The organism is Andreprevotia sp. IGB-42 (genome assembly GCF_009848685.1).
Lineage (GTDB): Bacteria > Pseudomonadota > Gammaproteobacteria > Burkholderiales > Chitinibacteraceae > Andreprevotia.
In genome coordinates, this window is the sequence record NZ_WXTX01000001.1 from 28,370 (window position 1) to 50,849 (window position 22,480).

Consider the following 22,480-nt stretch of genomic DNA (forward strand, 5'->3'; position numbering starts at 1 on the left):
GGATGACCGCGTTGGCACGATAGGCGTGACGCCTTTGCCGATTCAAAGCGGATATTTCTTCAGCAGGCGCAAGAGCGTATTCCATGCCCGCGTGGTTGCCGGCAAGCCCAGCATTTTTTCCATGAACAGATTGGGGCTGCCGGGGCTGCGCCCCAGTTGGCGGACCACGCTCATGGCTGCCAGATCGCTGACCAGCAGCACCTCGACATCGCCCTTGCTGTTCTGCAGCGCTGCGCCGGCTGGAATCACTGCGTCCTGATGCAGGAAAGTGACATAGCAATCGTACACGGTGCTCCTATCCACGCCGGCAAACGGGCGCAGCGCGGCAAGCCTGGCCAGATCGGGCAGCGCGCGAAGGAAGGCGGGCTCTTTCAAGCCACATACGTTCGCTAGTTCGGCGCAGGCCGCTGCCAGTATGACTTGTGCGCTGTGGGCATCCACTGCGGAGAACGCCAGCGTGCCGTTGGTGAGGAACGATTCGGCGAAGCCCGCCCCTGCATTCAGGAACGCGGCCTCGAACTGACGTCGATCCGGGCAATTGCGGCGCCCCAGGTTGAGGTTGCGGAAGAACACGGCGTAAACCATGCGGCACCACGGGCATGTCAAAGGAATTCCCAGCCTGCCCATCGGGCAGCGTGAAATCAAGCCCGGCGGACAGATCCGTTGTAGCCAAGCGCCTTTTAATGAAGCTGAGCTGCATCTACCACTGCCAAGCCATCTTGCTCAAGCACGCGATCAACACTGACATCATGCTTTTAAGAAAAATGTGAATGGTTTCACAAAACTTTCAAAAAATAGCAAAAATTACTGAATATGCCATACGGGCATGGCGGTGGCTGGCTATGCTAGGCGCTTGAAATGATTCCTTATTTTCACATCAGGAGCCTGCCAAGCATGATCGTTCTATCCACCGCGCTCTTCATCGGCGCCGTTGTCGTGCTCTTCTACTACTTCGTCCGTATGCCCGCTGCACTGAAGGACTGGGAGCGCCTGCCCACCAAGGAGACCTATCTGGCGCTGCACCCGGATGCCCGTCATGCCAAAGGTGGCCGCTGCCATCAATGCATGAATGAAGCGCTGCTGAACGTCGGCCTGATGCGCATGACCGACTACCGCCGCAAACGGTTTTGCAAGCCATGCAAGCTGAGCTTGTGGCGCGAAACCGTTTGATCCCCTGAAATGCGCTCTGGTAACGAATCCGTGGCAGGCTGGTTCGCAGCAGTAGCTACTGGCACGATCAGCGTGGCACGCATACCGGTATTCCCACGCCAAATGATATGTGGCCCGATACCGCTTGCTGCACTATCGGGCAGCCAGCAGCGAATACTGGCTAGCACCTACAAGACCGGTCATACACAGTGCGCTGGCGCGTCATTCAAGGTGCAAGCGCCGCGGGATCGCAGCCTGATTGGCCTGCCAGCCCGGTATTAGTACCGACGCACAGCATCCAGTTGCAAGCAATAGCCGCAATTTTGTTAAGGTTCGGCATGCCGTGTTTGCACACGGCAGGGGTGCGCCGTCGGCGCGCCATAGGTATCCGGACCACCATGCGGCGTTCATGCCGCACCTCCATAGGACTTTGCAATGCGTTTGCTGCTGGCGATCTTCCTGCCCTTTCTGGCTTTTTTGAGCATAGGCCGCAGGGGTGCCAGCCTGACCGCATTGCTTCTGCAGGCAACGTTGATCGGCTGGTTGCCGGCCACCATCTGGGCAATCCACGCCGTCCGCGAATACAACAGCGAGCGAAAGCTGCAGTACGCACTGTCCAATACCCGGCTGTAACCGTTGCGGCAGTTCCCGAGTGGGTTTTTCGGCCGGGCTTCGGTTATGCTCCGTAGCTACCATTAGGCTGCAGACCTGTCTTGCATGAACCGTTACTGCCCCATCAACCTTGCCCGCCCATCCGCAATCATGCTGAGCACGCTGCTGCTTGGCCTTTCCGGCTGCAGCAAGGCTGAATTGCCGGCATACCGCGAGAATTACATCCTGGCCAAAGACCACGGCTGGATTGAACTGACGGTGGATATACCCGCAACCGTCATCAAGCAGCCACGCAAGGGCGAACCGGCAAGTTGCGGCATCAGTGTGTACATTAATGGCGAAAATTACCTGGTTGCGCCGTTGCCGGTAACAGACAAACTTGCGGCAAATCTGCGCAGCGGCTTTCTGTTTCCCGCACCCGCCAATGATCTTGATGTCACTGTCACATCGGACTGCAGTGCGGCCGAACAGCCGGATGCACAGCTGCAATTCAAGCTCGACAAGGACAGCAAGGCCGGCCTGCTTTTTGATGGCACGCAATTGCATGGCACCGGCACAACGAAGGAAACGCCGGCCACGCTCGCCGGGCTGCAAGATGACATGACCGCGCTGCATGCAAAGCAGACCAGCGACAGCGAGGGCAACGCTGCTGCGTTCACCTGGCAGACCCGTCTGCTGGCGGGTGGCTTTGCGCTCGTCACGGTGTTGCTGCTGGTCCTCATCTTCAAGCGAAAATAGCCGGCATCATTGTGATCCAGGCGCTGCCGCGTTAGCCTTTCCGCATGGAGAAAACAATGCGCGCAGGCTGGAACCCGACCCGCAGGAACAGGCATATCGGTACCGGGGCTCAAGGCCACGGCCAGGATAACAAGCTGGTGATTCCGCAATCCTGACATCAGGCCAGATGCTATTGTGAAGACCTGAAATACTACGTCGTGGTGCGGCGTCAGATCGGCAGCAAGGAACGGCTGTTCTTTGTAGAGCCGACGCGACCGGGTGCCATCTACCCATGCAGCATCGATGATATCGCCACCCTGCTGCGGCATTGCACCGCGGAAGAACTCGCCACATTCGATTTCATCGTGCTGCGGCAGCGCACGCGCAAGCAAGATATTCTGGCACCGGCATGGGCGCGCGCGCACTTTGCCTTCGATATCGATCGATACTCCGGTACTGCCATCCTCATCGAGGCGCAATCACTCGTCAGCCTTGCCTGGAGCAACCATGTCACCGTTGAACAGGAACGGGAACTCGCCAGGTTGCAAAGCGATGGGCATCTGATCACGCGATCACGCCGCAAGGTGGAACTGACCCCCAACGTGCCAGCAATGCGCAACACCGTTCTCTTCAGATCCATGCTGTTCGAAATTGGCAACCACATCGATTTTGCACGTACCGGACCGGATGAGTGGCAGCGCAGGCCGGCATCACAGAAAAAAGATTTCGCCCATCGCCATGCCAGCGAGTGCTACCAGCGCCTCTCCCGGGCAGGCCATGTGCCCTTTGCTGCAATCATCGACGCAGCATCGCTGGCGCAGGATGGATTGCGGCGGGAATGGTTCGCTTTTGAAGAGCCAGCCTAGCACCACGATCATCGCCAGGGGTACACCACAATGAACACCATCAACTTCTATACCGTTGAAGCACCCTACGGCTGCTTTTCCAACTTTGCGCCCTATCCCATCATGCTCGATGGCCTGACTTGGCCCACCAGCGAGCATTACTTCCAGGCTGCCAAGCTGATCCATGCGGCGGACAAGGCAGCAGTGCATCAAGCCCCGACGCCATTTCTGGCCGCGCAAATCGGCCGTGAGCGCACCCGACCGATCCTGCCCGACTGGAACCAGGTCAAGGACGGCGTGATGGCAACCGCGCTGGCAGCCAAATTTGTACAGCACCCGGCCATAGGCGAAATCCTCCTTTCCACCGGCGATGCCTTGCTGGTGGAACACACTGTCAACGATGCCTATTGGGGCGATGGCGGTGATGGCCGTGGCCGCAACCGGCTTGGGTATCTGTTGATGGATTTGCGGGGCAGCACTCAAGCGCAATCGCAGCCCTTCTTCGCACCACCCTGGCTGGTGTTTCCGGGCATCGAAGTATCCGATCTGCACTGGCGCATGGGCGAAGGCGAGGGTTACCTGATGCGCGCCGCCCGCTGGCGCAGCGCGTTGTCACCAGTGGCACGGCGCGAATACGACCTCTACTATCCGGTACCGGAGGCTTGGTCCGGCTCGTGGTAAGCACCCTGCCGCCTGCCAGTTGCAGCGCTAAAGCTGCGCCGCGAGCTCGCGCGCCAGCTCCAGGCTCCGCTCCCGCGTGAGTGCCAGTTGTTCCGGTGCTGCCAGCGTGGGTGCCACGGCAATCTCGCCCGCCACATCTATCCCCACAAAGCGCAGCCATTGCCGCATATATGGTTTCTGGAAAGCCGCATCGGGCAACCCGGGTGCATCCAGCGGGTAATCGCCAGCGCTGCTGTACACCAGCACCGCGCGCTTGTTATCCAGCAACGGGGTATAGCCGTCTGCCGCGACCAGGCCCAGTTCTGCCCCGGCAACGTAACCACATCGATGAAGTGTTTCAGCCGGTATGGCACACCGAAATTCCACATCGGCAAGCTGAACACATACAGGTCTGCACTGTTGAAGCGCTGCGAGATGGCCACTGCCCTTGCCCACTGCGCCTGTTGTTCCGGCGTGGCGTTCTGCGCACGCAACACGGCGAATTTGGCGGCAATCATCGTGGCATCGAAGGCGGGCAGATCGATATCCCAGACATCCAGCGTGTCGACGCTGGCATCGGGGTGATGGCCAAGATAGGCGGCGAGCAATGCGCACGCTGTGGCGCCGGAAAGCGAAGCGTCTTTGCCCGGTGATGCGGCGATATGCAGTATGCGCATGGGGTTCTCCTGTCAGTTTTCGATCAAGCGCAGGCCGACGATGCCGGCAACGATCAGCGCCATGCACAGCAACCGCGCTGCGGACGGGCTATCGCCAAACAGCACGATGCCCAGCACCGCCACGCCCACGCTGCCGATACCGGTCCATACCGCGTAGGCGGTGCCGGCAGGCAACTGCGGCAATGCCCGCGCCAGCAGGAAAATACTCAGCAATGCTGCAGCAATCCCGATCACGCCGGGCACAGGCTTGCTCCAGCCATCCGCATACTTCAGGGCCACCGCCATCACGATTTCCACCGCGCCGGCAGCCAGCAACAACAACCAGGCCATAAGCACCTCCGATACTTGAAGTGGTATCAGCGTGCATCCATACTCACCACACGACAAGTACGCACCTTCTGGTGCCTATGGATCAGGGATGGAAAACGATCATTCAAATGCCAGCGTGTACAGCGCCAGTTGCCCGTCACGTGCCGCGCTGGAGCTGGTCAGCAGCAAGTGGTCGCTGCTGATCGTGCCTTTCCTGGCGGCAGGCCCGGCCCGCAACAGCGAACTGCTGCGCCGGATCGGTGGCGTTTCGCAAAAGATGCTGACGCAAACGCTGCGCGAGCTGCAGCGCAATGGCCTGGTCGAGCGCATCGATTACCAGACCGTGCCACCACACGTGGAATACCGGCTGAGCCCGCTGGGGCACTCGCTGAGCCAGACGCTGGCGGTGGTGGACCGCTGGGCGGAAACGCATCACGCCGATCTGACGCAGGCGCAACAACGCTTCGATGCAGCTGATGGCCATGCTGGCCACCCGGGCGGCAAGTAACAGGCCGGCCCTGCCCGCGCACCCGCAGATAAAGCAACAGCCCCGCATGCAAGCACACGGGGCTGCGGGGTCGGGCCGGTTGCGGCCCGCAATACCTGATTACAGCTGGCTCATGCCACCATCCACGATCAGCTCGGTGCCGACGATAAAACCGGCATCGCTTGATGCGAGGTAGGTGACCGCGCTGGCAATCTCTGCGGGTGTACCGAAACGCTTGAGCGGTACCTGTGCCTGGATGCCTGCGGCTACATCGGACAATTGCTCGGCCGGAATACCCAGCTTGCCATACAGCGGTGTGCTGACCGGGCCGGGGCTGACCACATTGACGCGGATGCCATGCCCGATCAGCTCGCTCGACAGGGTTTTGGCCAGCGAGATCAGCGCGGCCTTGCTGGCTGCGTACACGCTGGAATTGGGCATGCCGATATGTGCGTTGATCGAGCCGTTGAGTACGATGCCGGCACCGTCATTCAGCAATGGGCGCAATGCCTGCAGGGTAAAGAACGGGCCCTTGATGTTGATATCGAAGGTTTGGTCCCACAGTGCTTCGTCCACGCCTTCCAGCGGTGCAAACTTGGCCACACCGGCATTGAGGAACACGGCATCAAGCGTGATGCCCTGCTCGGCAAGCTGCGCAGCCAGCGTTCTGGCGGCCTGGATATCGCCAGCGTCATTGCGGATGGCCAGCGCGCCTTCACCCAGCGTGCCGCGAGCCTGTTCCAGCGTGGCCTCGTCGCGGCCGGTGATGATGACGCGGGCGCCCTCGGCTGCAAATGCCTGTGCAGTGGCCAGGCCAATGCCGCTGTTGCCACCGGTAACCAGTACTGTCTTTGCGTTGAAGCGTGTCATAACGATCTCCTGAAGTGTATTTGCTGTTGCACTCGTTCAGTGCCCAATGCGCTGCTCGATGGATGTAATGTATCTGCATATAAAAAATCAAAGAAGACAATAAAAATTGTTTAATAATTCAGCTTTTATGAATCATGAAAAGGCGATGCCCGATGGACAGGCTGCGTGCATTCGAGATCTTCGTCGCCGTGGTGCAGCGCGGCAGTTTTACCCGGGCTGCCGATGCGCTGGATACCTCCCCCGCCAACGTCACCCGCTATGTCAACGAGCTGGAGGCCTATCTGGGCACGCGGCTGCTCAACCGCAGCTCACGCAAGCTCTCGCTCACGGAAAGCGGCGAAGCCTTGTTCGAGCGCGGCAAATCCATCCTGGATGACGTGGCCGATGCAGAATCGGTGGCAACTGCTTCCTCCGCACAGGCACGCGGCCGATTACGGCTGAATGCGCCAGTGAGCTTCGGCATCCGCCATCTGGCGCCGCTGTGGCCGGGCTTTCTGCAACAGCACCCGCAGGTAGAGCTGGATGTGAACCTGATCGATCGCGTGGTGGATATCGTCGATGAAGGCTACGACCTAGCGATCCGCATCTCGCGCTCGGGCGCCACCAGCCACGCCGCGCGCAAACTGGCTTCATCGCGCAACGTGCTGGTGGCCGCGCCCGGCTACCTTGCAGCGCATGGCACGCCGCAAACACTGGCGGACCTGGCCCTGCACCAATGCATTGTCTACAGCTATACCGGGGATGAGTGGCACTTCCGCGATGCAAGCAGCAAGCTGCATTCGGTGCGGGTCAATAGCCGGCTGCAGACCAATAATGGCGATACCGCACGCAGCGCGGCGCTGGCCGGCGCCGGTATCATCTGGCAGCCCACTTTTCTGGTGGGCGATGACCTGCGTGCCGGGCGCCTGCAACCGCTGCTGCCCGATTACCGCATGCCCGATACGGATGTGCTCGCCGTCTACCCCAGCCGGCGCCATCTCAGCGCCAAGGTCAGGGTGATGATCGATTATCTGGTCAACGCATTCAGCGGCGTGCCGCCGTGGGACAGATAAGCGGGTAACCCGCAGTTGCCGATCACAGCGCCCACCGCTGCACATAGGCGGGGGCCGGCACGGTATTGGCCGCATCAGCAAGCGGTGCTTGCCGTACCTGCGCCAAAGGCAGTACGCCTGCCCACACCGGCAGCGCCAGATCAGCCTCGTCATCTTCCACCCCGCCGGTGCGGATCTTGGCCGCAGCTTCATCCAGCGAAATACGCAGGATGGTCGTCGCGGCAAACTCCTTGGCATTGCCACGGCGTGCTTCATCTTCCCTCCCCGGCGCGATCTTGTGCATGAATGCATCCATCAGCGCGTGCTTGGCTGCCAGATCGGTGACTGGCTCGAAGCGGCCGTATACCACCGCAGAGCGGTAGTTCATCGAGTGATTGAATGCCGAGCGCGCCAGCACCAGCCCATCCAGATGCGTGATGGCAACCGATACATCACGGTCTGCTACCAATTGCCGCATCAGGCGGCCGCCGTTGGAGCCATGGATGTAAAGGAAATCACCGTCACGCCAGCAGGCGGTGGGGATGCAGTGACTGCTTTCGCCATCAAAGAAACTGATATGGCACAGATAGGCTGCATCCACGATGGCGTGCAGCGTGGCACGTTCGTAATTGGCCAGTTCTGCGATGCGGCGGATGCGGGTACGGGGTGTGGGGGCGGAAGACATGAGGAGAATCGCTTTTACCGGATAAGGAAAAGCGCGCAGCTTAGGTTAGCATTGGCTCTATCACTAGATCCAACTTTGAATTTTTTATAGGGCCATTATGGATTACGCATTGCTGCTTGCCGAGTTCGAAGCCCGCCATGCCGCGCAGCGCTGGCCTCGCCAGCGCCTGCTGCATCAGTGCTTGCGCAACGCCATCCTGAATGGCCAGCTGGCCAGTGGCAGCACACTGTTGTCGTCGCGCTGGCTGGCGCAATCCCTGGGTATCGCGCGCAATACGGTGCTGTACGCATATGAGCAACTGGCCGCAGAGGGCTTGCTGCTGACCGAACGGCGCCGCAGCGTTGTGGCCACGCTGCCGGGCCAGCACGACAAGGCCACGGCACCGCTCTCGCCACCAGCCAGGTTGGCGGCACGCAGCCAGATGCTGAATGCCATTCCCGAAGACAGCTGCGGTATCCGCGCTTTTACACCGGGCGTGCCTGATCTGGCTGCATTTCCACTGAGCGCATGGCGCCGCCTGCTGGAGCGCGTGTGGCGCAACAGCACGCTGGCGCAGTTGGGATATGGCCACACACAAGGTGAACCGGCATTGCGGCAGGCCATTGCCGAGCATTTGCGCCTGACCCGCGGTGCACGCTGCGATGCGCGGCAGGTTTTCATTACCGATGGCACGCAGCACAGCCTGGACCTGTGCGCGCGCCTGCTGGCCGACGCTGGCGATACCGCCTGGACCGAAAACCCAGGCTATAACGGCGCGCTCAGTGCATTTCTGGGGGCGCAGCTCGAGGTGATCGGCAAACCGGTGGACGCGGATGGCATGGTGTTGACCGATGCCGACTGGCACGCTCCACCCAGGCTGATCTACCTGACCCCGTCGCACCAATACCCGCTGGGCAGTGTATTGTCGCTGCCGCGGCGCGTGGCGCTGATTGCCCAAGCTCGTCGGCATGGCACGCTGATCATCGAAGACGATTACGATAGCGAATTCCGTCACGATGGCCCCCCGCTGCCTGCGCTGCAGGGGCTGGAGGCCGATGCGCCGGTGCTGTATCTGGGTACCTTCAGCAAAACCATGCTGCCGGCGCTGCGCATCGGCTTCATGGTGGTGCCCGCCGGCATGGTTGCATCGCTAACCAACGTAATGGCGCGCAGCGTACCGCGCGGGCGCCAGCCGGAGCAGGCGGCGCTGGCCGAATTCATGCGTAGCGGGCTGTTTGTGACCCACCTGCGGCGCATGCGCCGGCTGTATGCGGAACGGCGCGATACGCTGATCGCACTGTTGCAACAGCATCTGGGCGACATCGCCACTATCGGCGGCGCCAGCGCCGGCATGCATCTGGCGATACAGTTACCGGCTGCATATCCCGACCTTGCCATCAGCCACATGGCGGCATCGCAAGGGCTGACCGTGCGTGCGCTCAGCCCGTATGCGACTCCGGCAAGCCGATTGCCCTGCAACGGCCTGGTGCTGGGTTACGCACAGATACCCGGTGAGCAGATGGCAGCCCACGTGCTGCAACTGGCAACAGTGATTCGCAGTTGTGCGATCGGCAGCTGATGCCCGCTCCACACAAACGCGCACTCACAGCTGACATCAGTGCTTTCCTGCACGCAACGTGTTCCTGACTGACAGTGTTGTACGCTGATTTTCCGTTACAACCGCGGTAGCAACCCGACAGTGATGGGAGTGGCGACGGCATAAGCTTCATCTCAAGCAAGTTCGCCAGATATCCCGTTCACCCGATAAGGAGCACTACCATGAAAAAATTCCTCGCCATGCTGGTCGTAGCCGGTCTCAGCCTGCCAGTTGCTGCACTGGCAGAAGATAACAAGCCGCAAGATGCCAGCGCCGTCGAAGGCGCAACATCCAGCAAGAAGGACGCCACCAAGCCGGTTAAGCCTGCAGCTGGCGCCAAAACCCACAAGACACGTGCCAAGAAGGCATCCGATGCGCATTCCACCTCGGATACCTACCCGACACGCAACAACGCTGCCGACAGCAGCGACAAGAAGAGCACGCAGGAGTAACACTGCACCGCTCTGCAGGCCCGCTCCGGCGGGCTTTTTTATTGTTGTACACGCCCGGGTAGTGAAGATTTTCCGGCTTATCCTGTGTCAGGATGCGGGATCATCAACAGACCGCAGTACACCATGATGCACCGTTGTCGTCACAATGCACTGACCCACCTGAGGCTGACTGCAATAGCCCTCTGCCTGCTTGCGGCAATGCTGCCTCCGCTTGCCCGGGGTGCAGATGATCGGCTGCAAGGCAACCCTGCAGGCCTATGGTCGATTGCCGATACCAGGCAGGAAAAACGCTGGGTGTCCCTGCATGATCTGGCCCGCAGTGGCCATACCGGCATCTATCACCTTGAAGTACTCGGTTTGCGCCGAGGCGATCCGGCGTGGAAGGTCAGGCATCTGGTCGACCATATGGCCATCACCGAAGAAGCGCTGCTGCGCAGCATCATCAAACCGCTGAAGCGTGGCGGTGTTTACCCCGAATCATTCCATTGGGCTTATCAGGCATGGCAGGCCTTGAATCACGGGGCTGGCGGGGATATATGCCAGAGCAATGTTCTGCAATGCATGCGGGACAACCACCCCTGAGCCTGCGGAATGACCTGCCTGCATCTCAAACCCGCGATGCCTGCATAGCGCATCGTTGCTGCAATCCGCCTGCCAGCAGCCGGGCTTGGTAGAATGGCGCCTCGCGTTCAATCGTAGCCCCGATTGAGGGTGGTCAACGGCCACGCCGCAGCTTCTTTGAATGAAGCAGTCCGCACCATATCCATCTATCCAGCCATTCAGAGATCACACATGCCCTTGCTTCTTGTTGAAAACGCCTGCCTTGCCTTCGGCCACTGGCCGTTGCTGGATCACGCCACCATCTCGGTGGAGCCCGGCGAGCGCGTGGGGCTGATCGGACGCAACGGCCAAGGGAAGTCTTCGTTGCTGAAGGCTGTAGCCGGCCAGATCAGGCTCGATGATGGTGAAATCCGCATCGCGCAGGACGCACGGATGGCCTTCGTGGCACAGGAGCCCGAATTCCGCCCGGATGCCACCGTGTTCGAAGCCGTGGCAGAGGGCTTGGGCAACCTGTCGCAGATCCTTAGCGATTATCACGCGGTGGCCATGCAGCAGGACGGCTCGCAGGAAGCGCTGGATAAACTGATGGCGCTGCAGCATGAGGTTGAGCTGCGCGACGGCTGGCGCTTCGATGCGCTGATTGCCGCCACGCTGACGCAATTGAACCTGCCGGCCGATACGCGCATTGCCGATCTGTCTGGCGGCTGGAAAAAGCGCGTGGCGCTGGCACGTGCGCTGGTGCTGGAACCGCAATTGCTGCTGCTGGACGAACCCACCAACCACCTGGATGTGTCTGCAATCGAGTGGCTGGAAAACCTGCTCAACAATTTTGCCGGCAGCGTGCTGTTCATCACCCATGACCGGCGCTTCCTGGACAACGTGGCCACGCGCATCGTCGAGCTGGACCGCGGTACTGTCACCAGCTTTCCCGGCAACTTCACCACCTACGAAACCCGCAAGGCCGATTTGCTGGCGCAGGAAGAAGTGGTCAACAAGAAGTTCGACAAGGTATTGGCGCAGGAAGAAGTGTGGATACGCAAGGGCGTGGAAGCACGCCGTACCCGCAACGAAGGCCGCGTACGGCGGCTGGAGCAATTGCGGCGTGATCGCTCGGCCCGGCGCGAGCGCGTGGGCAATGTGAGCTTCACGCTGGATGCGGGCGAGCGTACCGGCAAGCTGGTGGCGGAATTCGAGCACGTGCGCAAGGCGTTTACCGATCCGGCCGGCAACGAAAAGGTGCTGGTAAACGACTTCACCAGCCGTATCCTGCGCGGTGACCGCATCGGCCTGATCGGCCCCAACGGCGCCGGCAAGACTACCTTTCTGAAGCTGGTTCTGGGCGAGCTGGCGCCGGATGCCGGTATCGTCAAAACCGGGACCAACCTGCAGGTGGCGTATTTTGACCAGTTCCGTACCCAGCTGGACGAGGAAGCGTCGATTGTCGATGTAATCGGCCAGGGCAAGGATTACGTCGAGATCGGCGGCGCACGCAAGCATGTGATGGGGTATCTGGAAGAGTTCCTGTTTGCGCCGGAACGTGCACGCAGCCCGGTGAAATCGTTGTCTGGCGGCGAGCGCAACCGCCTGCTGCTGGCCATGCTGTTCACCAAGCCTGCCAACGTGCTGGTGCTCGATGAACCCACCAACGACCTGGATATCGATACGCTGGAGCTGCTGGAATCGCTGCTGGCTGACTATCCCGGCACGCTGTTCTTGGTCAGCCATGACCGGGCGTTCCTGGATAACGTCGTCACGCAGACCATCGCCTTCGAAGGCGGCGGCAAGCTGATCGAAAATGCCGGTGGTTATCAGGACTGGATCACCGCCAAGGCGCGCATGGCCGCAGCCGCAGTGCCGGTGGAAAGCAAGACTGCCGAAGCGGCCAAGCCGGCGGCAGATCGCAACAAGGCACGCAACGGCAAGCTCAGCTTCAACGACCAGCGCGAGCTGGAGCAGTTGCCGGCACAGATCGCTGCGCTGGAAGCAGAGCAGGCCGATTTGCAACAAGCATTGCTCGACCCGGACCTGTATAAACAGGCACCCGCGAAAGCTGGGGAAATGCAGGCTAGAATCGAAGCAATCGACACCGCTTTACTCGAAAAACTCGAACGCTGGGAAGTGCTCGAAGCCAAGCGCCCATGAAGCAAAAGCCGCTCAACAACCCACAGCCCGCGCATGGCCTGCCGGCCCCCGCGCAAACGCTCAGGCCGCTGCGCGGCGGCCTGATCCTGTTTTATGCGGTGCTGGTGCTGTTGGGCGCGTTGATGCTGGGATGGCTGACCCTGCGCGATTACGAGAGCGCGCTGGATGATGCGGAGCGACAAAATCTGTCGCTGGCCCGTTCACTCGATGAGCACACCACCCGCACGCTGATCTCGGTCGAGCAGGCGATGCAGAACATCATCGAGATGCTGGAAACCGGTGGCGGCATCGATAGTGCAGAAGAATACAAAACCCATATCCTGCTGAAGAACCGCATCACGCTGACCCCGCAGGTACGCGGCATCATCGCCATCGACAGCCGCGGCATCCTGCAAAGCCACGGGCTGGAATATCCGACCCGGCGCGTGGATCTCTCCGACCGCGCTTACTTCAAGTATCACCGCGATACGCCGGACAACCGGCCATTGATCGATGTGCCAGTGGTCAGCCGCACTGACGGACAATGGCTGATACCCATCACCCGGCGCATCAATACCCCGGACGGCGGCTTTGGCGGCGTGGTGCTTGCGGGCGTGGAACCTACCTATTTCCTGAAATTCTATTCCGCACTGAAGCTGGACCCGACCACGCGCATCCAAGTGCTGCGCAGCGATGGCGTGGTGCTGCTCAATTATCCGTTCGATGCGGCGTATATCGGCCAGAACCTGCGCGAACGCGATTCACTGATGTTCGAGAAACGCCGGCTCAAGCACGCCAGCAGCTATACCGAGCTGGACCCGATCAGCGGCCAGCGCCGGATGTATGCATTTCATGCCAGCGAGGGTGAATTGCCCATCGTCATCATCACTTCGGTGGACGAGACAGCCATGCTGACCAAGTTCCGCGATGCGCTGGTCACGCGCGCCATCATCGCGGTGTTCCTGTGGCTGATCGTCACCATCCTGCTCTACCTGCTGCTGCGGCAGATCAAGCGGGTCGAGCAGATCGAATCACGCTTGCACCTCACCCAGTTCACCGTGGATGAAGCCCCTGATCTGGTGCTATGGGCAGACCGGCGAGGCACCATACGCTATGCCAACCGCAGCGCCAGCGTCCAGACGCATTACAACCAGGACGAGCTGCTGAATCTGCGCTTTGGCGATCTTTATCCGCAATTCGACGAGCGCCGCTGGGATCCGCTGTGGGAGCAGTTGCAGCAACATCGGCAAAACAATGAAATCGCTTTCCAGCGGGACCGCAACGGCAAACAGCAGCCGGTAGAAATCACTTTCAACCTGATCGAATTCGACGAAGAAGCCTATCTGTGCGCCACGGTGCGCGATATCAGCGAGCGGCAGAACACCGAGCGCGAGCTGCGCCGCCACCGCGATCACCTGCAAGACCTGGTGCTGGAACGCACCGCAGAAATCCGTACCGTGCTTGATGCCAGCCCGCTGGCCATCATGCTGGTGGTGAAGCAGCACATCCGCCTGGTGAACCCGGCATTCGAAACATTGTTCAACCATGTGGCCAGCGATGTGATCGGCCAGCCGGCCAACCAGATTTTCGCCAGCCCCGGCCGTGGCGACGAAATGATCGAAACCATCTGGAGCCGCATCGACGGCGGCGGCGTATATCGCGGCGAACTGGAGCTGTATCGCCATGATCACTCCGGCTTCTGGGCGATGATCTACGCCAAGGCACTGGTACCGGGCGACCGCAGCAAGGGCCTGATCTGCGTGATCGAGGAAGTGACCGCGCAGCGCATTGCCGCGCAGGCGCTGCGCCAGTCGGAACGGCTGAAGCGCACCATCATCGACACCACCGCCGACGGCTTTTTGCTGATCGACGCTGCCCAGCATATCGTCGACGTGAACCAGTCGTTCTGCCGCATGCTCGGTTACCGCCGCGAGGACCTGATCGGCCAGCGCCCGGAAACGCTATGGGGGGCTACCGCCCGGCTGCTGTTTCCACCCGAACTGTATGAGGAAGGAGGCGCTTCCAGCCATGTGGGTGAACTCACGCTTAATTCTTCGCTGGATGAACCGCTGCCCTTCCTGGTGAACTCTGCCGCGATCAATGATGAAAACCACCGTCTGGAATATGCATTTGCGTTCCTGACCAATATCTCCCGGCAAAAGGAAATCGAGCGCAACCTGGTTGATGCCAAGGAAATTGCCGAATCGGCCAACGTGGCCAAATCGGCGTTCCTGGCCAATATGTCGCACGAGTTGCGCACCCCCATGCATGCGATCCTGAGCTTCTCCGAAATGGGTTTATCCAAGATCGCCAAGGGCGAAACGGGTTCCAGCCTGAGCCGCTATCTGGATCGCATCCACTCCAGCGGCAACCGCCTGCTGGTGTTGCTGAACGATCTGCTGGACATGTCGCGGCTGGAGGCCAACAAGATGGCCTACAACAAATCGCGTCATGTACTGCAACTGGTGGTGCAACAGGCGGCCACCGAAATCAGCTCGCTATTGGCCAGCAAGCAGCTGCGCCTGCACACCGACGACAACACGCTGCAGCTCTATGCCATGTTCGACAAGGCCCGCATCACCCAAGTGGTTGTCAACCTGCTGTCCAACGCCATCAAGTTCAGCCCGGAGGGCGGGCGTATCGAAATCAGCTTCATTGCGCTCAGCCTGCTCGACGATGGTCGCCCGGCGATTGGCCTGGCGGTGCGCGATCACGGCCCCGGCGTACCGGCGGAAGAGCTTGACCTGATCTTCGACAAATTCATCCAGAGCACACGCATGCGTACCAGTGGTGGCACCGGCCTGGGCCTTGCGATCAGCCGGCAGATCATGGAAGACCATGGCGGCAGCATTGCGGCCAGCAATCACCCGGATGGCGGCGCCGTGTTCACCATCCTGTTGCCTGCGGAACGTACCATCCACGCCGCCACCTAGCGCCGCCAACCGAGGCGGAGCCGCACGGCCGGCAAGACACGACCGGCGAAGTGTGGCTGGCGAAGCAGGCAAAATGCGCTCGATCCGGGCACACGGCAAATTGAGGCCCGGCGTGGGCGGTGAACAGCGACCGGCCGGGTTGGCGGGCGATGCGCCGCTCCACGACGCTGGTAGCGGGATTTTGTTGGCGGCGTCGAATCGTCGTTGGGAAGGCACGCACCGGATCGGGTACAATCTGCTGTTTTTCGTCTTAGATTCAATACCATGCCCGATATCGCCCGCGAAGTACTGCGCCGCCGCACCTTCGCCATCATCTCCCACCCGGATGCCGGTAAAACCACGCTGACCGAGAAGCTGCTGTTTTTCTCCGGCGCGATCCAGATGGCCGGTACCGTCAAGGGCAAGAAAGGCGGCAAATTCGCGACCTCCGACTGGATGGAAATCGAAAAGCAACGCGGCATTTCGGTCGCATCGTCGGTAATGCAGTTCGATTACCGCGATCACGTGGTGAACCTGCTCGATACCCCGGGCCACCAGGATTTCTCGGAAGACACCTACCGCGTGCTGACCGCGGTGGATTCCGCATTGATGGTGATCGACGCAGCCAAGGGCGTGGAAGCGCAAACCATCAAGTTGCTGAACGTGTGCCGCATGCGCAGCACGCCCATTGTCACGTTCATGAACAAATACGACCGTGAAGTGCGCGATTCGCTCGAGCTGCTGGACGAAGTGGAAAGCGTGCTGAAAATCCGCTGTGCGCCGATCACGTGGCCGGTCGGCATGGGCAAGACCTTCCGCGGCGTGTATCACATCCTGCTCGACCAGGTCATCCTGTTCCGCGCCGGCCAGGGGCCGCTGGACGACGTGGAAATCATCGAGGGCATCGACAATCCGCGCCTGGATGAACTCTTTCCGCTGGAAATCGACAACACCCGCATGGAGCTGGAGCTGGTGCGCGGTGCATCGCACCCGTTCGTGCTGGAAGAATTCCTTGCCGGCACCCTTACCCCGGTGTTTTTCGGCTCCGCCATCAACAACTTCGGCGTGCGCGAGATTCTGGATTCGCTGGTCGACTGGGCACCCGCCCCGGCCGAGCGCGATGCAACCGTGCGCAGCGTGGCGCCGCAGGAAGAAAAATTCTCTGCCTTCGTATTCAAGATCCAGGCCAATATGGATCCCAAGCACCGCGACCGCATCGCCTTCATGCGCGTGTGCTCGGGCGAGTTCTCGCGCGGCATGAAGTTCAAGCACCTGCGGCTGAACCGCGAAATCGCCGCCAACTCGGTGGTCACCTTCATGGCGCAGGGCCGCGAACAGGTCGAAGAAGCGTATGCGGGCGACATCATCGGCGTACCCAACCACGGCAATATCCAGATCGGCGATTCGTTTTCGGAAGGCGAAGCATTGTCTTTCACCGGCATCCCCTACTTTGCGCCCGAGCTGTTCCGCATCGTGCGCATCAAGAACCCGCTCAAGCTCAAGCAATTGCAGAAAGGCCTGCAGCAGCTGGGTGAAGAAGGTGCCGTGCAGGTGTTCAAGCCACTCAACGGTTCGGACCTGATCCTTGGTGCCGTGGGCGTGCTGCAGTTCGAAGTGGTCGCCAGCCGTTTGCTGAACGAATACAGCGTTGAAGCAATGTTCGAATCGACCACCATCTACACCGCCCGCTGGGTAACGTGTAATGACCCGAAAAAACTGGCCGACTTCGAGAAAAACCTTGGCAACAACCTGGCCCGCGATGCTGCAGACAGCCTGGCTTATCTCGCCACCAGTCGCGTCAATCTGGAACTGACGCAGGAGCGCTGGCCGGATGTAGTATTCCACGCCACCCGTGAGCATGCGGTAACGCTGTAAACGGCAAGTTGCGCTGCATGGACCGAAACAGCCCGCTTGACGCGGGCTGTTTCATTTCAGAAGAATAATTCAGCCGAAGCAGTTGCCCCAGCAGATCAACGTCCCAGCAAACTATCTGCAACCGGCACCAGTGCCGCCGGCCGATTGCCGAAAGCGGCCAGCCGCCCCTGTGCTTTTGGCGCAAGATCAAGATCGTATGGCAGCCGGCCCGCTACCAGCCACAGGCGCTCTGCCGGCAATGCGGCGATCAGTGCCTGCTGGCTGCGGGACAACACTGCGTTGTAACTCTGCAGCACGATCTGCGGTGCTTGCGCTGCCAGCGATACGATGGCGGCGATTTCGTCCGCACTGGCATCAGGCTCCAGCGTGGCTTCGCTGACCGACAGGCCGGCATCGAGCAATGGCAGTTGCAAAGAGCCACGCGCTTCCTTGTTCTTGCCCAGCGCCACTTCGTCGATCTCGGTATGGCTGCGTACTTCCACGGTGATCAGCATCACCGCTTGCGTGCGATCCAGCGGCTTGAACGGCGCCGGCACTTGCAGTGCGGCAGCCTGCACCCGCGCGGCCAGTGCCATGGCAGCGGGCTGCTGCAGCGCACGCGGCGGTTGCGGCATATCGCGCCAGCCCTGCACGGCCGGCCGTTGCTTGAGCACCGCAATGCGCCGCAGTGCGTGTTCGAGGTGTACAGCCGGGATGGCGCCGGATTCAACCGCGCGCAGCAGCGCTTCCACTGCGGCATGCTGGCGCTCCGGCAGGTGCGATACCAGCACGATATCCGCCCCCGCCAATACCGATTGCACTGCGCCTTTGGCGATGCCGATGCCATCGGCAATGGCGGCCATTTCCAGGCAATCGGTCATCACCACGCCATCAAAGCCCAAGTCATCGCGGAGCAGGCCGGTCAGTACCGCGTGCGAAATGGTGGCTGGCAAACTGGTATCGGGCTCGATGGCCGGAAAAACCACGTGGGCGGTCATGATCGCATCCACGCCCGCGGCAATGGCGGCACGGAACGGTGCCAGCTCCACCTCATCCAGCCGGGCACGGCCGTGCGGGATCACCGGCAGTGCGTAGTGCGAATCCGCCGCGGTATCGCCATGGCCTGGGAAGTGCTTGGCGACCGCACCCACGCCGGCTGCCTGCATGCCGCGCATGGCGGCAATGCCATAGGTAATGGCGGTTGGCGCATCTTCGCCATACGCACGCACGCCAATCACCGGGTTGAGCGGATTGTTGTTCACATCCAGATCCGGCGCCAGGTTGAGGTTGATGCCCATCTGGCGCAGCTCATCCGCACCGATCTGCGTCAGTGCCGTGCAGTCTGCCACCGAACCCGCCGCCTGGAATGCCATGGCCGACGGCAATGGCGTTACCCCCTCTTCGATGCGCATCACCATGCCGCCTTCCTGGTCGATGCCGATCAGCAGTGGCGTGGTCGAGACCTCGGCATTGATTTCCTGCAGCCTGCGGCATAGCGCCGCCACCTGCGCCGGTGATTCGATATTGCGGCGGAACAGGATGATGCCCCCCACGAGGTGGGTACGGATCATATGTTCGATATGGGCATTGGCCGTATAGCCCTCAAAGCCCACCATCAGCAATTGGCCGACGGCGCGGCGCAGCGATTCAGACATCCAACCCTCCCGGTGCAAGATAAATAACCATATATCACAAGGCACTGGCGGAATGGATGGTGCCCGGTGGATGGATTGCAGTGTAGAAGCATGCAAATGGCGGCGGAATGTCTGCCGCTAACGTATGATTTGTTCTGGAATAACAAGCCCGGCAAAACCCCGCCAGCCCTCCACGGAATGCGCAATGGCCCAGATTTATCAGGAACGCTTCAACATCGACGATGCCACGCGGCAGAAGCTGGTGGGTGCGCAGCAGATTCACAAAGCGTCTTACCCGCCGCTGTGGGATCGGGGCATCTTCATGTGCGGCACCAGCGAGGCGCATGGCGCGCTGGAAATCGAGCGCATCGATGCGCCTTTCCACGTGCTGCTGTTCACGCTGAGCGGCGAAGGCGAGTTGTTCGAGGATGCCCGCACCTGGGCTGCCATGCCGCAAACGCTGGCGCTGCTGCCCTCTGGCGGCCAGCGCGGCTTTCGCCGCAACGGCACTGCCCCATGGCATTACGTATGGTTTCTGCTGAGCGCGGTGGCGCGCTGGCAAGGCCTGGCGCAGGTGCATTGCAGTGTGCACGCCTGTGACGAGGGGGTTACGCTGCAAAACGCATTTACGCTATTCCATGCCGAGGCAGAGCGCTTCAACCAGCAGGATGGCAGCGAGCTGGCGCTGCCCGCGCTGGATATGCTCAGCGCGGTGCTGAACCGTGCGCTGGCGCCATTGCAGCAGAAAACCGGCTGGCCACAGGCATTGCAGGCGCTGTTTGCGCATATCGCCAGCCGTCTGCACGAAGACTGGCCCAACGAACGCATGGCGGCGCAATTGCAGATCACCCCCAACCACATGCACCGGCTATGCATTGCCCACCTGGGCGCCTCACCGGGCAAATACCTGTTCCAGCTGCGCATGCAGCACGCGCGCGAGCTGCTCTTGCATGGGCAAAGCGTCAGCCAGGTTGCACCGGCGATTGCCTACCGGGAAATCGCCAGTTTCTCGCGCCAGTATTCGCGGCATTTCGGCTTCAACCCCAGCCAGACCCAGCAGCGGTTTTCGCGCTTGAGCGCGCCGCGCGATTAGGACAGTGACGGAACCACATCCATGTCCGCAGCTCGCGTGCAGCCGATCCCGCAAAGCGACCAACACCGTGCAATCCCGCATCCGCGCGCAAGCGGCCGGGTGATGCCGGGCAAGGCCCCCACCGCAGCCCGGTCGATAACGGATGCCGGTCACCACTGGTAGATATTGCCATGCCGGCATGCGGCGCCAATACGGGCTGCAACAGCCCGGCGTGCTAGACTCGCGGCCTGCTTCCCCGATTTGGCCACCATGTACGAATTGCTTATTGGCCTGCGCTATACGCGGGCCAAACGCCGCAACGGCTTCATATCCTTCATGTCGTTTTCTTCCATTACCGGCATTGCGCTGGGTGTGGCAGCGCTCATCATCGTGCTATCGGTAATGAATGGCTTCCAGGAAGAAGTGCGCAACCGCATTCTGGGCATGGCTGCGCATATCCAGATCACCGGGGCGGACAACACGCTGGCCAACTGGCAGTCCACTGCAAAAACCGCCACCGAAAACAAGCATGTGATCGCCGCCGCCCCCTATGTATACGGGCAGGGCCTGCTGGCCAATGGCAGCCAGGTCAAAGGCGTGCTGATGCGCGGTGTGGACCCGGAGCGTGAACCGCAAGTGAGCGAGGTTGCCAACCATATGCTGGCCGGCTCGCTCACCGACTTGCGCCCCGGCGAATTCGGCACCGTCATCGGTTGGCAAATGGCGGCAGAGCTGGGCGTACGCATCGGCGACAAGATCACGCTGATCACCCCGCAAGGTCAGGTCACCCCCGCCGGGCTGATTCCGCGATTTCGCCAGTTCACCATCATGGGTGTATTCAAGGCTGACTATTACCCGTATGACGCCGGCTTGGCGCTGATCGAGCTATCCGATGCGCAAAAGCTGTTCCGCACCGGCAGCGCGGTATCCGGTGTGCGCTTGCGGATTGACGACCTGTTCGCTGCTCGCCAGGTAGCGCGTGAAATCAACCGCAGCCTGCCGGATCAGCTGGTCAGCGACTGGTCGCAAGAGAACCCCACCTACTTCCGTGCGGTGGAAATCGAGAAGCGCATGATGTTCATCATCCTCACGCTGATCATTGCCGTTGCCGCCTTCAACCTGGTATCCACGCTGGTGATGCTGGTGACCGACAAACAGGCCGATATCGCCATCTTGCGCACGCTGGGTGCGGCGCCAACGTCCATCATGAAAATCTTCGTGATCCAGGGCGCGCTGTCCGGCTTTATCGGCACCGTATCCGGCGTGGTGCTGGGGGTGCTGGTTGCCCTCAACATCGGCACCATCGTGCCGCTGATCGAGAAGCTGATCGGCACGCGCATCCTGTCTGCCGATGTGTACCTGATTACCGAGCTGCCCTCGCGCGTGGAAGTGATGGATGTCAGCACCATTGCACTGATCTCGCTGCTGCTGTCGCTGGCTGCCACCCTGTACCCGAGCTGGCGCGCCAGCCGCGTCAACCCTGCCGAGGCGCTGCGCTATGAATGATGTCGCAATGGATCAGCCCATCAATGCCACCGGGCGGGTGCAGCCCGCTCCCGGCCAGTTCGTGATTCAGGCCAGCCGCCTTGCCAAGATCTACAAGGCCGGCAAGCTGGAAACCCCGGTCCTGGCCGATATCGAATTCCAGCTGCAAGCGGGTGAAACTGTCGCGATCGTCGGTGCTTCCGGCTCGGGAAAATCAACCTTGCTGCACCTGCTGGGCGGGCTGGATCTGCCCAGCGCCGGCAAGGTATTGATTGCTGGCGCCGATGCCTTTGCGCTGAACGAAAAGCAGCGCGGTGCACTGCGCAACCAGCAGCTGGGTTTTGTGTACCAGTTTCACCACCTGCTGCCAGAATTCAGCGCGCTGGAAAACGTGGCCATGCCGCTGCTGATCCGCCGCACCCCCAAAGCAGATGCATTCAAGGCGGCTGCCGATATCCTTGGTCGCGTGGGCCTGGGGCATCGGCTACAACACAAGCCGGGTGAGTTATCGGGTGGCGAACGCCAGCGTGCGGCCATTGCGCGCGCACTGGTTACCCGCCCTGCCTGCGTGCTGGCAGACGAACCCACCGGCAACCTGGATCGGCATACTGCGGAATCGGTCTTCGCATTGATGCTGGAACTGAACCGCGAGTTTGGCACCAGCTTCATCATCGTTAGCCACGACGCCGAGCTGGCCAGCCGCTGCCAGCGCACCGTGCACTTGTCGGATGGCCGCATCGTCGTCCCTCAGGCGGTACCCGCGCTGTAACA

General features: G+C 61.0%; 23 protein-coding genes. 16 read left to right on the forward strand and 7 right to left on the reverse strand.

The genetic code is table 11. The features are described from left to right. Positions 1 to 42 precede the first annotated feature (42 nt). Entirely contained in the window at positions 43 to 585 is a 543-nt protein-coding gene (locus IGB42_RS00170; RefSeq protein WP_159664873.1) for a DUF1697 domain-containing protein, read from the reverse strand. Positions 586 to 894: 309 nt separating this feature from the next. Here IGB42_RS00170 and IGB42_RS00175 point away from each other — a divergent pair, with 309 nt between their 5' ends. The 5 genes from IGB42_RS00175 to IGB42_RS00195 all read left to right on the forward strand — a co-directional run bounded on the left by IGB42_RS00175 (position 895) and on the right by IGB42_RS00195 (position 4,004). Continuing rightward, the gene (locus tag IGB42_RS00175; RefSeq protein WP_159664876.1) at positions 895 to 1,170 is read left to right on the forward strand and encodes a hypothetical protein; all 276 of its coding nucleotides are present in this window, start codon (positions 895 to 897) and stop codon (positions 1,168 to 1,170) included. Between the two features lie 414 nt (positions 1,171 to 1,584). Then, complete coding sequence (locus tag IGB42_RS00180) at positions 1,585 to 1,782, forward strand: YqaE/Pmp3 family membrane protein (protein ID WP_159664878.1); 198 nt, start codon at positions 1,585 to 1,587, stop codon at positions 1,780 to 1,782. Positions 1,783 to 1,866: 84 nt separating this feature from the next. Next, positions 1,867 to 2,499, forward strand: coding sequence for a hypothetical protein (locus IGB42_RS00185; RefSeq protein WP_159664880.1), 633 nt, complete (start codon positions 1,867 to 1,869; stop codon positions 2,497 to 2,499). Between the two features lie 344 nt (positions 2,500 to 2,843). Continuing rightward, entirely contained in the window at positions 2,844 to 3,344 is a 501-nt protein-coding gene (locus tag IGB42_RS00190; protein ID WP_159664882.1) for a hypothetical protein, read from the forward strand. Positions 3,345 to 3,374: 30 nt separating this feature from the next. Continuing rightward, complete coding sequence (locus tag IGB42_RS00195; RefSeq protein WP_159664884.1) at positions 3,375 to 4,004, forward strand: NADAR family protein; 630 nt, start codon at positions 3,375 to 3,377, stop codon at positions 4,002 to 4,004. Between the two features lie 27 nt (positions 4,005 to 4,031). Here the strand turns inward: IGB42_RS00195 and IGB42_RS21910 are convergent, their stop codons facing one another. From IGB42_RS21910 to IGB42_RS00205, 3 genes are read right to left on the reverse strand one after another with little or no spacing between them, the layout of a single operon-like run. Further along, positions 4,032 to 4,172 (reverse strand): hypothetical protein, encoded by a 141-nt coding sequence (locus IGB42_RS21910; protein WP_201799772.1) that lies wholly within the window; start codon positions 4,170 to 4,172, stop codon positions 4,032 to 4,034. Continuing rightward, positions 4,142 to 4,660, reverse strand: a complete 519-nt coding sequence (locus tag IGB42_RS00200; protein ID WP_201799773.1) for an FMN-dependent NADH-azoreductase — start codon at positions 4,658 to 4,660, stop codon at positions 4,142 to 4,144. Before IGB42_RS00200 ends, IGB42_RS21910 begins: the two co-directional genes overlap by 31 nt. A 12-nt stretch (positions 4,661 to 4,672) precedes the next feature. Continuing rightward, entirely contained in the window at positions 4,673 to 4,990 is a 318-nt protein-coding gene (locus tag IGB42_RS00205; RefSeq protein ID WP_159664886.1) for a multidrug efflux SMR transporter, read from the reverse strand. Between the two features lie 88 nt (positions 4,991 to 5,078). Here IGB42_RS00205 and IGB42_RS00210 point away from each other — a divergent pair, with 88 nt between their 5' ends. Next, on the forward strand, positions 5,079 to 5,477 hold the full coding sequence (locus IGB42_RS00210; RefSeq protein ID WP_159664888.1) for a helix-turn-helix domain-containing protein: 399 nt from the start codon (positions 5,079 to 5,081) through the stop codon (positions 5,475 to 5,477). A gap of 99 nt (positions 5,478 to 5,576) precedes the next feature. Here the strand turns inward: IGB42_RS00210 and IGB42_RS00215 are convergent, their stop codons facing one another. Then, entirely contained in the window at positions 5,577 to 6,326 is a 750-nt protein-coding gene (locus tag IGB42_RS00215) for an SDR family oxidoreductase (RefSeq protein ID WP_159664890.1), read from the reverse strand. A 152-nt stretch (positions 6,327 to 6,478) separates the two neighbouring features. On the opposite strand from IGB42_RS00215, the gene IGB42_RS00220 reads away from it, so the two are divergent. Then, on the forward strand, positions 6,479 to 7,378 hold the full coding sequence (locus tag IGB42_RS00220; protein ID WP_159664892.1) for a LysR family transcriptional regulator: 900 nt from the start codon (positions 6,479 to 6,481) through the stop codon (positions 7,376 to 7,378). A gap of 22 nt (positions 7,379 to 7,400) precedes the next feature. On the opposite strand, the gene IGB42_RS00225 is transcribed toward IGB42_RS00220, so the two are convergent. Continuing rightward, on the reverse strand, positions 7,401 to 8,042 hold the full coding sequence (locus tag IGB42_RS00225; protein WP_159664894.1) for a pyridoxamine 5'-phosphate oxidase family protein: 642 nt from the start codon (positions 8,040 to 8,042) through the stop codon (positions 7,401 to 7,403). A 97-nt stretch (positions 8,043 to 8,139) separates the two neighbouring features. Here IGB42_RS00225 and IGB42_RS00230 point away from each other — a divergent pair, with 97 nt between their 5' ends. The 6 genes from IGB42_RS00230 to IGB42_RS00255 all read left to right on the forward strand — a co-directional run bounded on the left by IGB42_RS00230 (position 8,140) and on the right by IGB42_RS00255 (position 17,539). Further along, positions 8,140 to 9,600 carry a PLP-dependent aminotransferase family protein gene (locus IGB42_RS00230; RefSeq protein ID WP_159664896.1) on the forward strand — a complete coding sequence of 487 codons (1,461 nt, stop codon included), beginning with the start codon at positions 8,140 to 8,142 and terminating at the stop codon, positions 9,598 to 9,600. A gap of 200 nt (positions 9,601 to 9,800) precedes the next feature. Next, complete coding sequence (locus IGB42_RS00235; protein WP_159664899.1) at positions 9,801 to 10,070, forward strand: hypothetical protein; 270 nt, start codon at positions 9,801 to 9,803, stop codon at positions 10,068 to 10,070. Positions 10,071 to 10,268: 198 nt separating this feature from the next. Beyond that, positions 10,269 to 10,652, forward strand: coding sequence for a DUF5086 family protein (locus tag IGB42_RS00240; RefSeq protein ID WP_159664902.1), 384 nt, complete (start codon positions 10,269 to 10,271; stop codon positions 10,650 to 10,652). A gap of 210 nt (positions 10,653 to 10,862) precedes the next feature. Continuing rightward, positions 10,863 to 12,773: an ATP-binding cassette domain-containing protein gene (locus IGB42_RS00245; protein WP_159664905.1), complete on the forward strand. Its 1,911-nt coding sequence runs from the start codon at positions 10,863 to 10,865 to the stop codon at positions 12,771 to 12,773. Further along, positions 12,770 to 15,685 (forward strand): PAS domain S-box protein, encoded by a 2,916-nt coding sequence (locus tag IGB42_RS00250; RefSeq protein WP_159664908.1) that lies wholly within the window; start codon positions 12,770 to 12,772, stop codon positions 15,683 to 15,685. The genes IGB42_RS00245 and IGB42_RS00250 overlap by 4 nt, the downstream gene beginning before the upstream one ends. Positions 15,686 to 15,949: 264 nt before the next feature. Continuing rightward, positions 15,950 to 17,539: a peptide chain release factor 3 gene (locus tag IGB42_RS00255; RefSeq protein ID WP_159664911.1), complete on the forward strand. Its 1,590-nt coding sequence runs from the start codon at positions 15,950 to 15,952 to the stop codon at positions 17,537 to 17,539. A gap of 95 nt (positions 17,540 to 17,634) precedes the next feature. Here IGB42_RS00255 and nagZ read toward each other — a convergent pair whose 3' ends face one another. Further along, positions 17,635 to 19,173, reverse strand: coding sequence for a beta-N-acetylhexosaminidase (gene nagZ, locus IGB42_RS00260; RefSeq protein ID WP_159664914.1), 1,539 nt, complete (start codon positions 19,171 to 19,173; stop codon positions 17,635 to 17,637). A gap of 184 nt (positions 19,174 to 19,357) precedes the next feature. Between nagZ and IGB42_RS00265 the strand changes: the two genes are divergently transcribed. From IGB42_RS00265 to lolD, 3 genes are all read left to right on the forward strand, one after another. Then, positions 19,358 to 20,245: an AraC family transcriptional regulator gene (locus tag IGB42_RS00265; protein ID WP_159664917.1), complete on the forward strand. Its 888-nt coding sequence runs from the start codon at positions 19,358 to 19,360 to the stop codon at positions 20,243 to 20,245. A 249-nt stretch (positions 20,246 to 20,494) separates the two neighbouring features. Further along, positions 20,495 to 21,730: a lipoprotein-releasing ABC transporter permease subunit gene (locus IGB42_RS00270; protein WP_159664920.1), complete on the forward strand. Its 1,236-nt coding sequence runs from the start codon at positions 20,495 to 20,497 to the stop codon at positions 21,728 to 21,730. 7 nt (positions 21,731 to 21,737) lie between these two features. Continuing rightward, entirely contained in the window at positions 21,738 to 22,478 is a 741-nt protein-coding gene (gene lolD, locus IGB42_RS00275; RefSeq protein ID WP_201799774.1) for a lipoprotein-releasing ABC transporter ATP-binding protein LolD, read from the forward strand. Positions 22,479 to 22,480 lie beyond the last annotated feature (2 nt).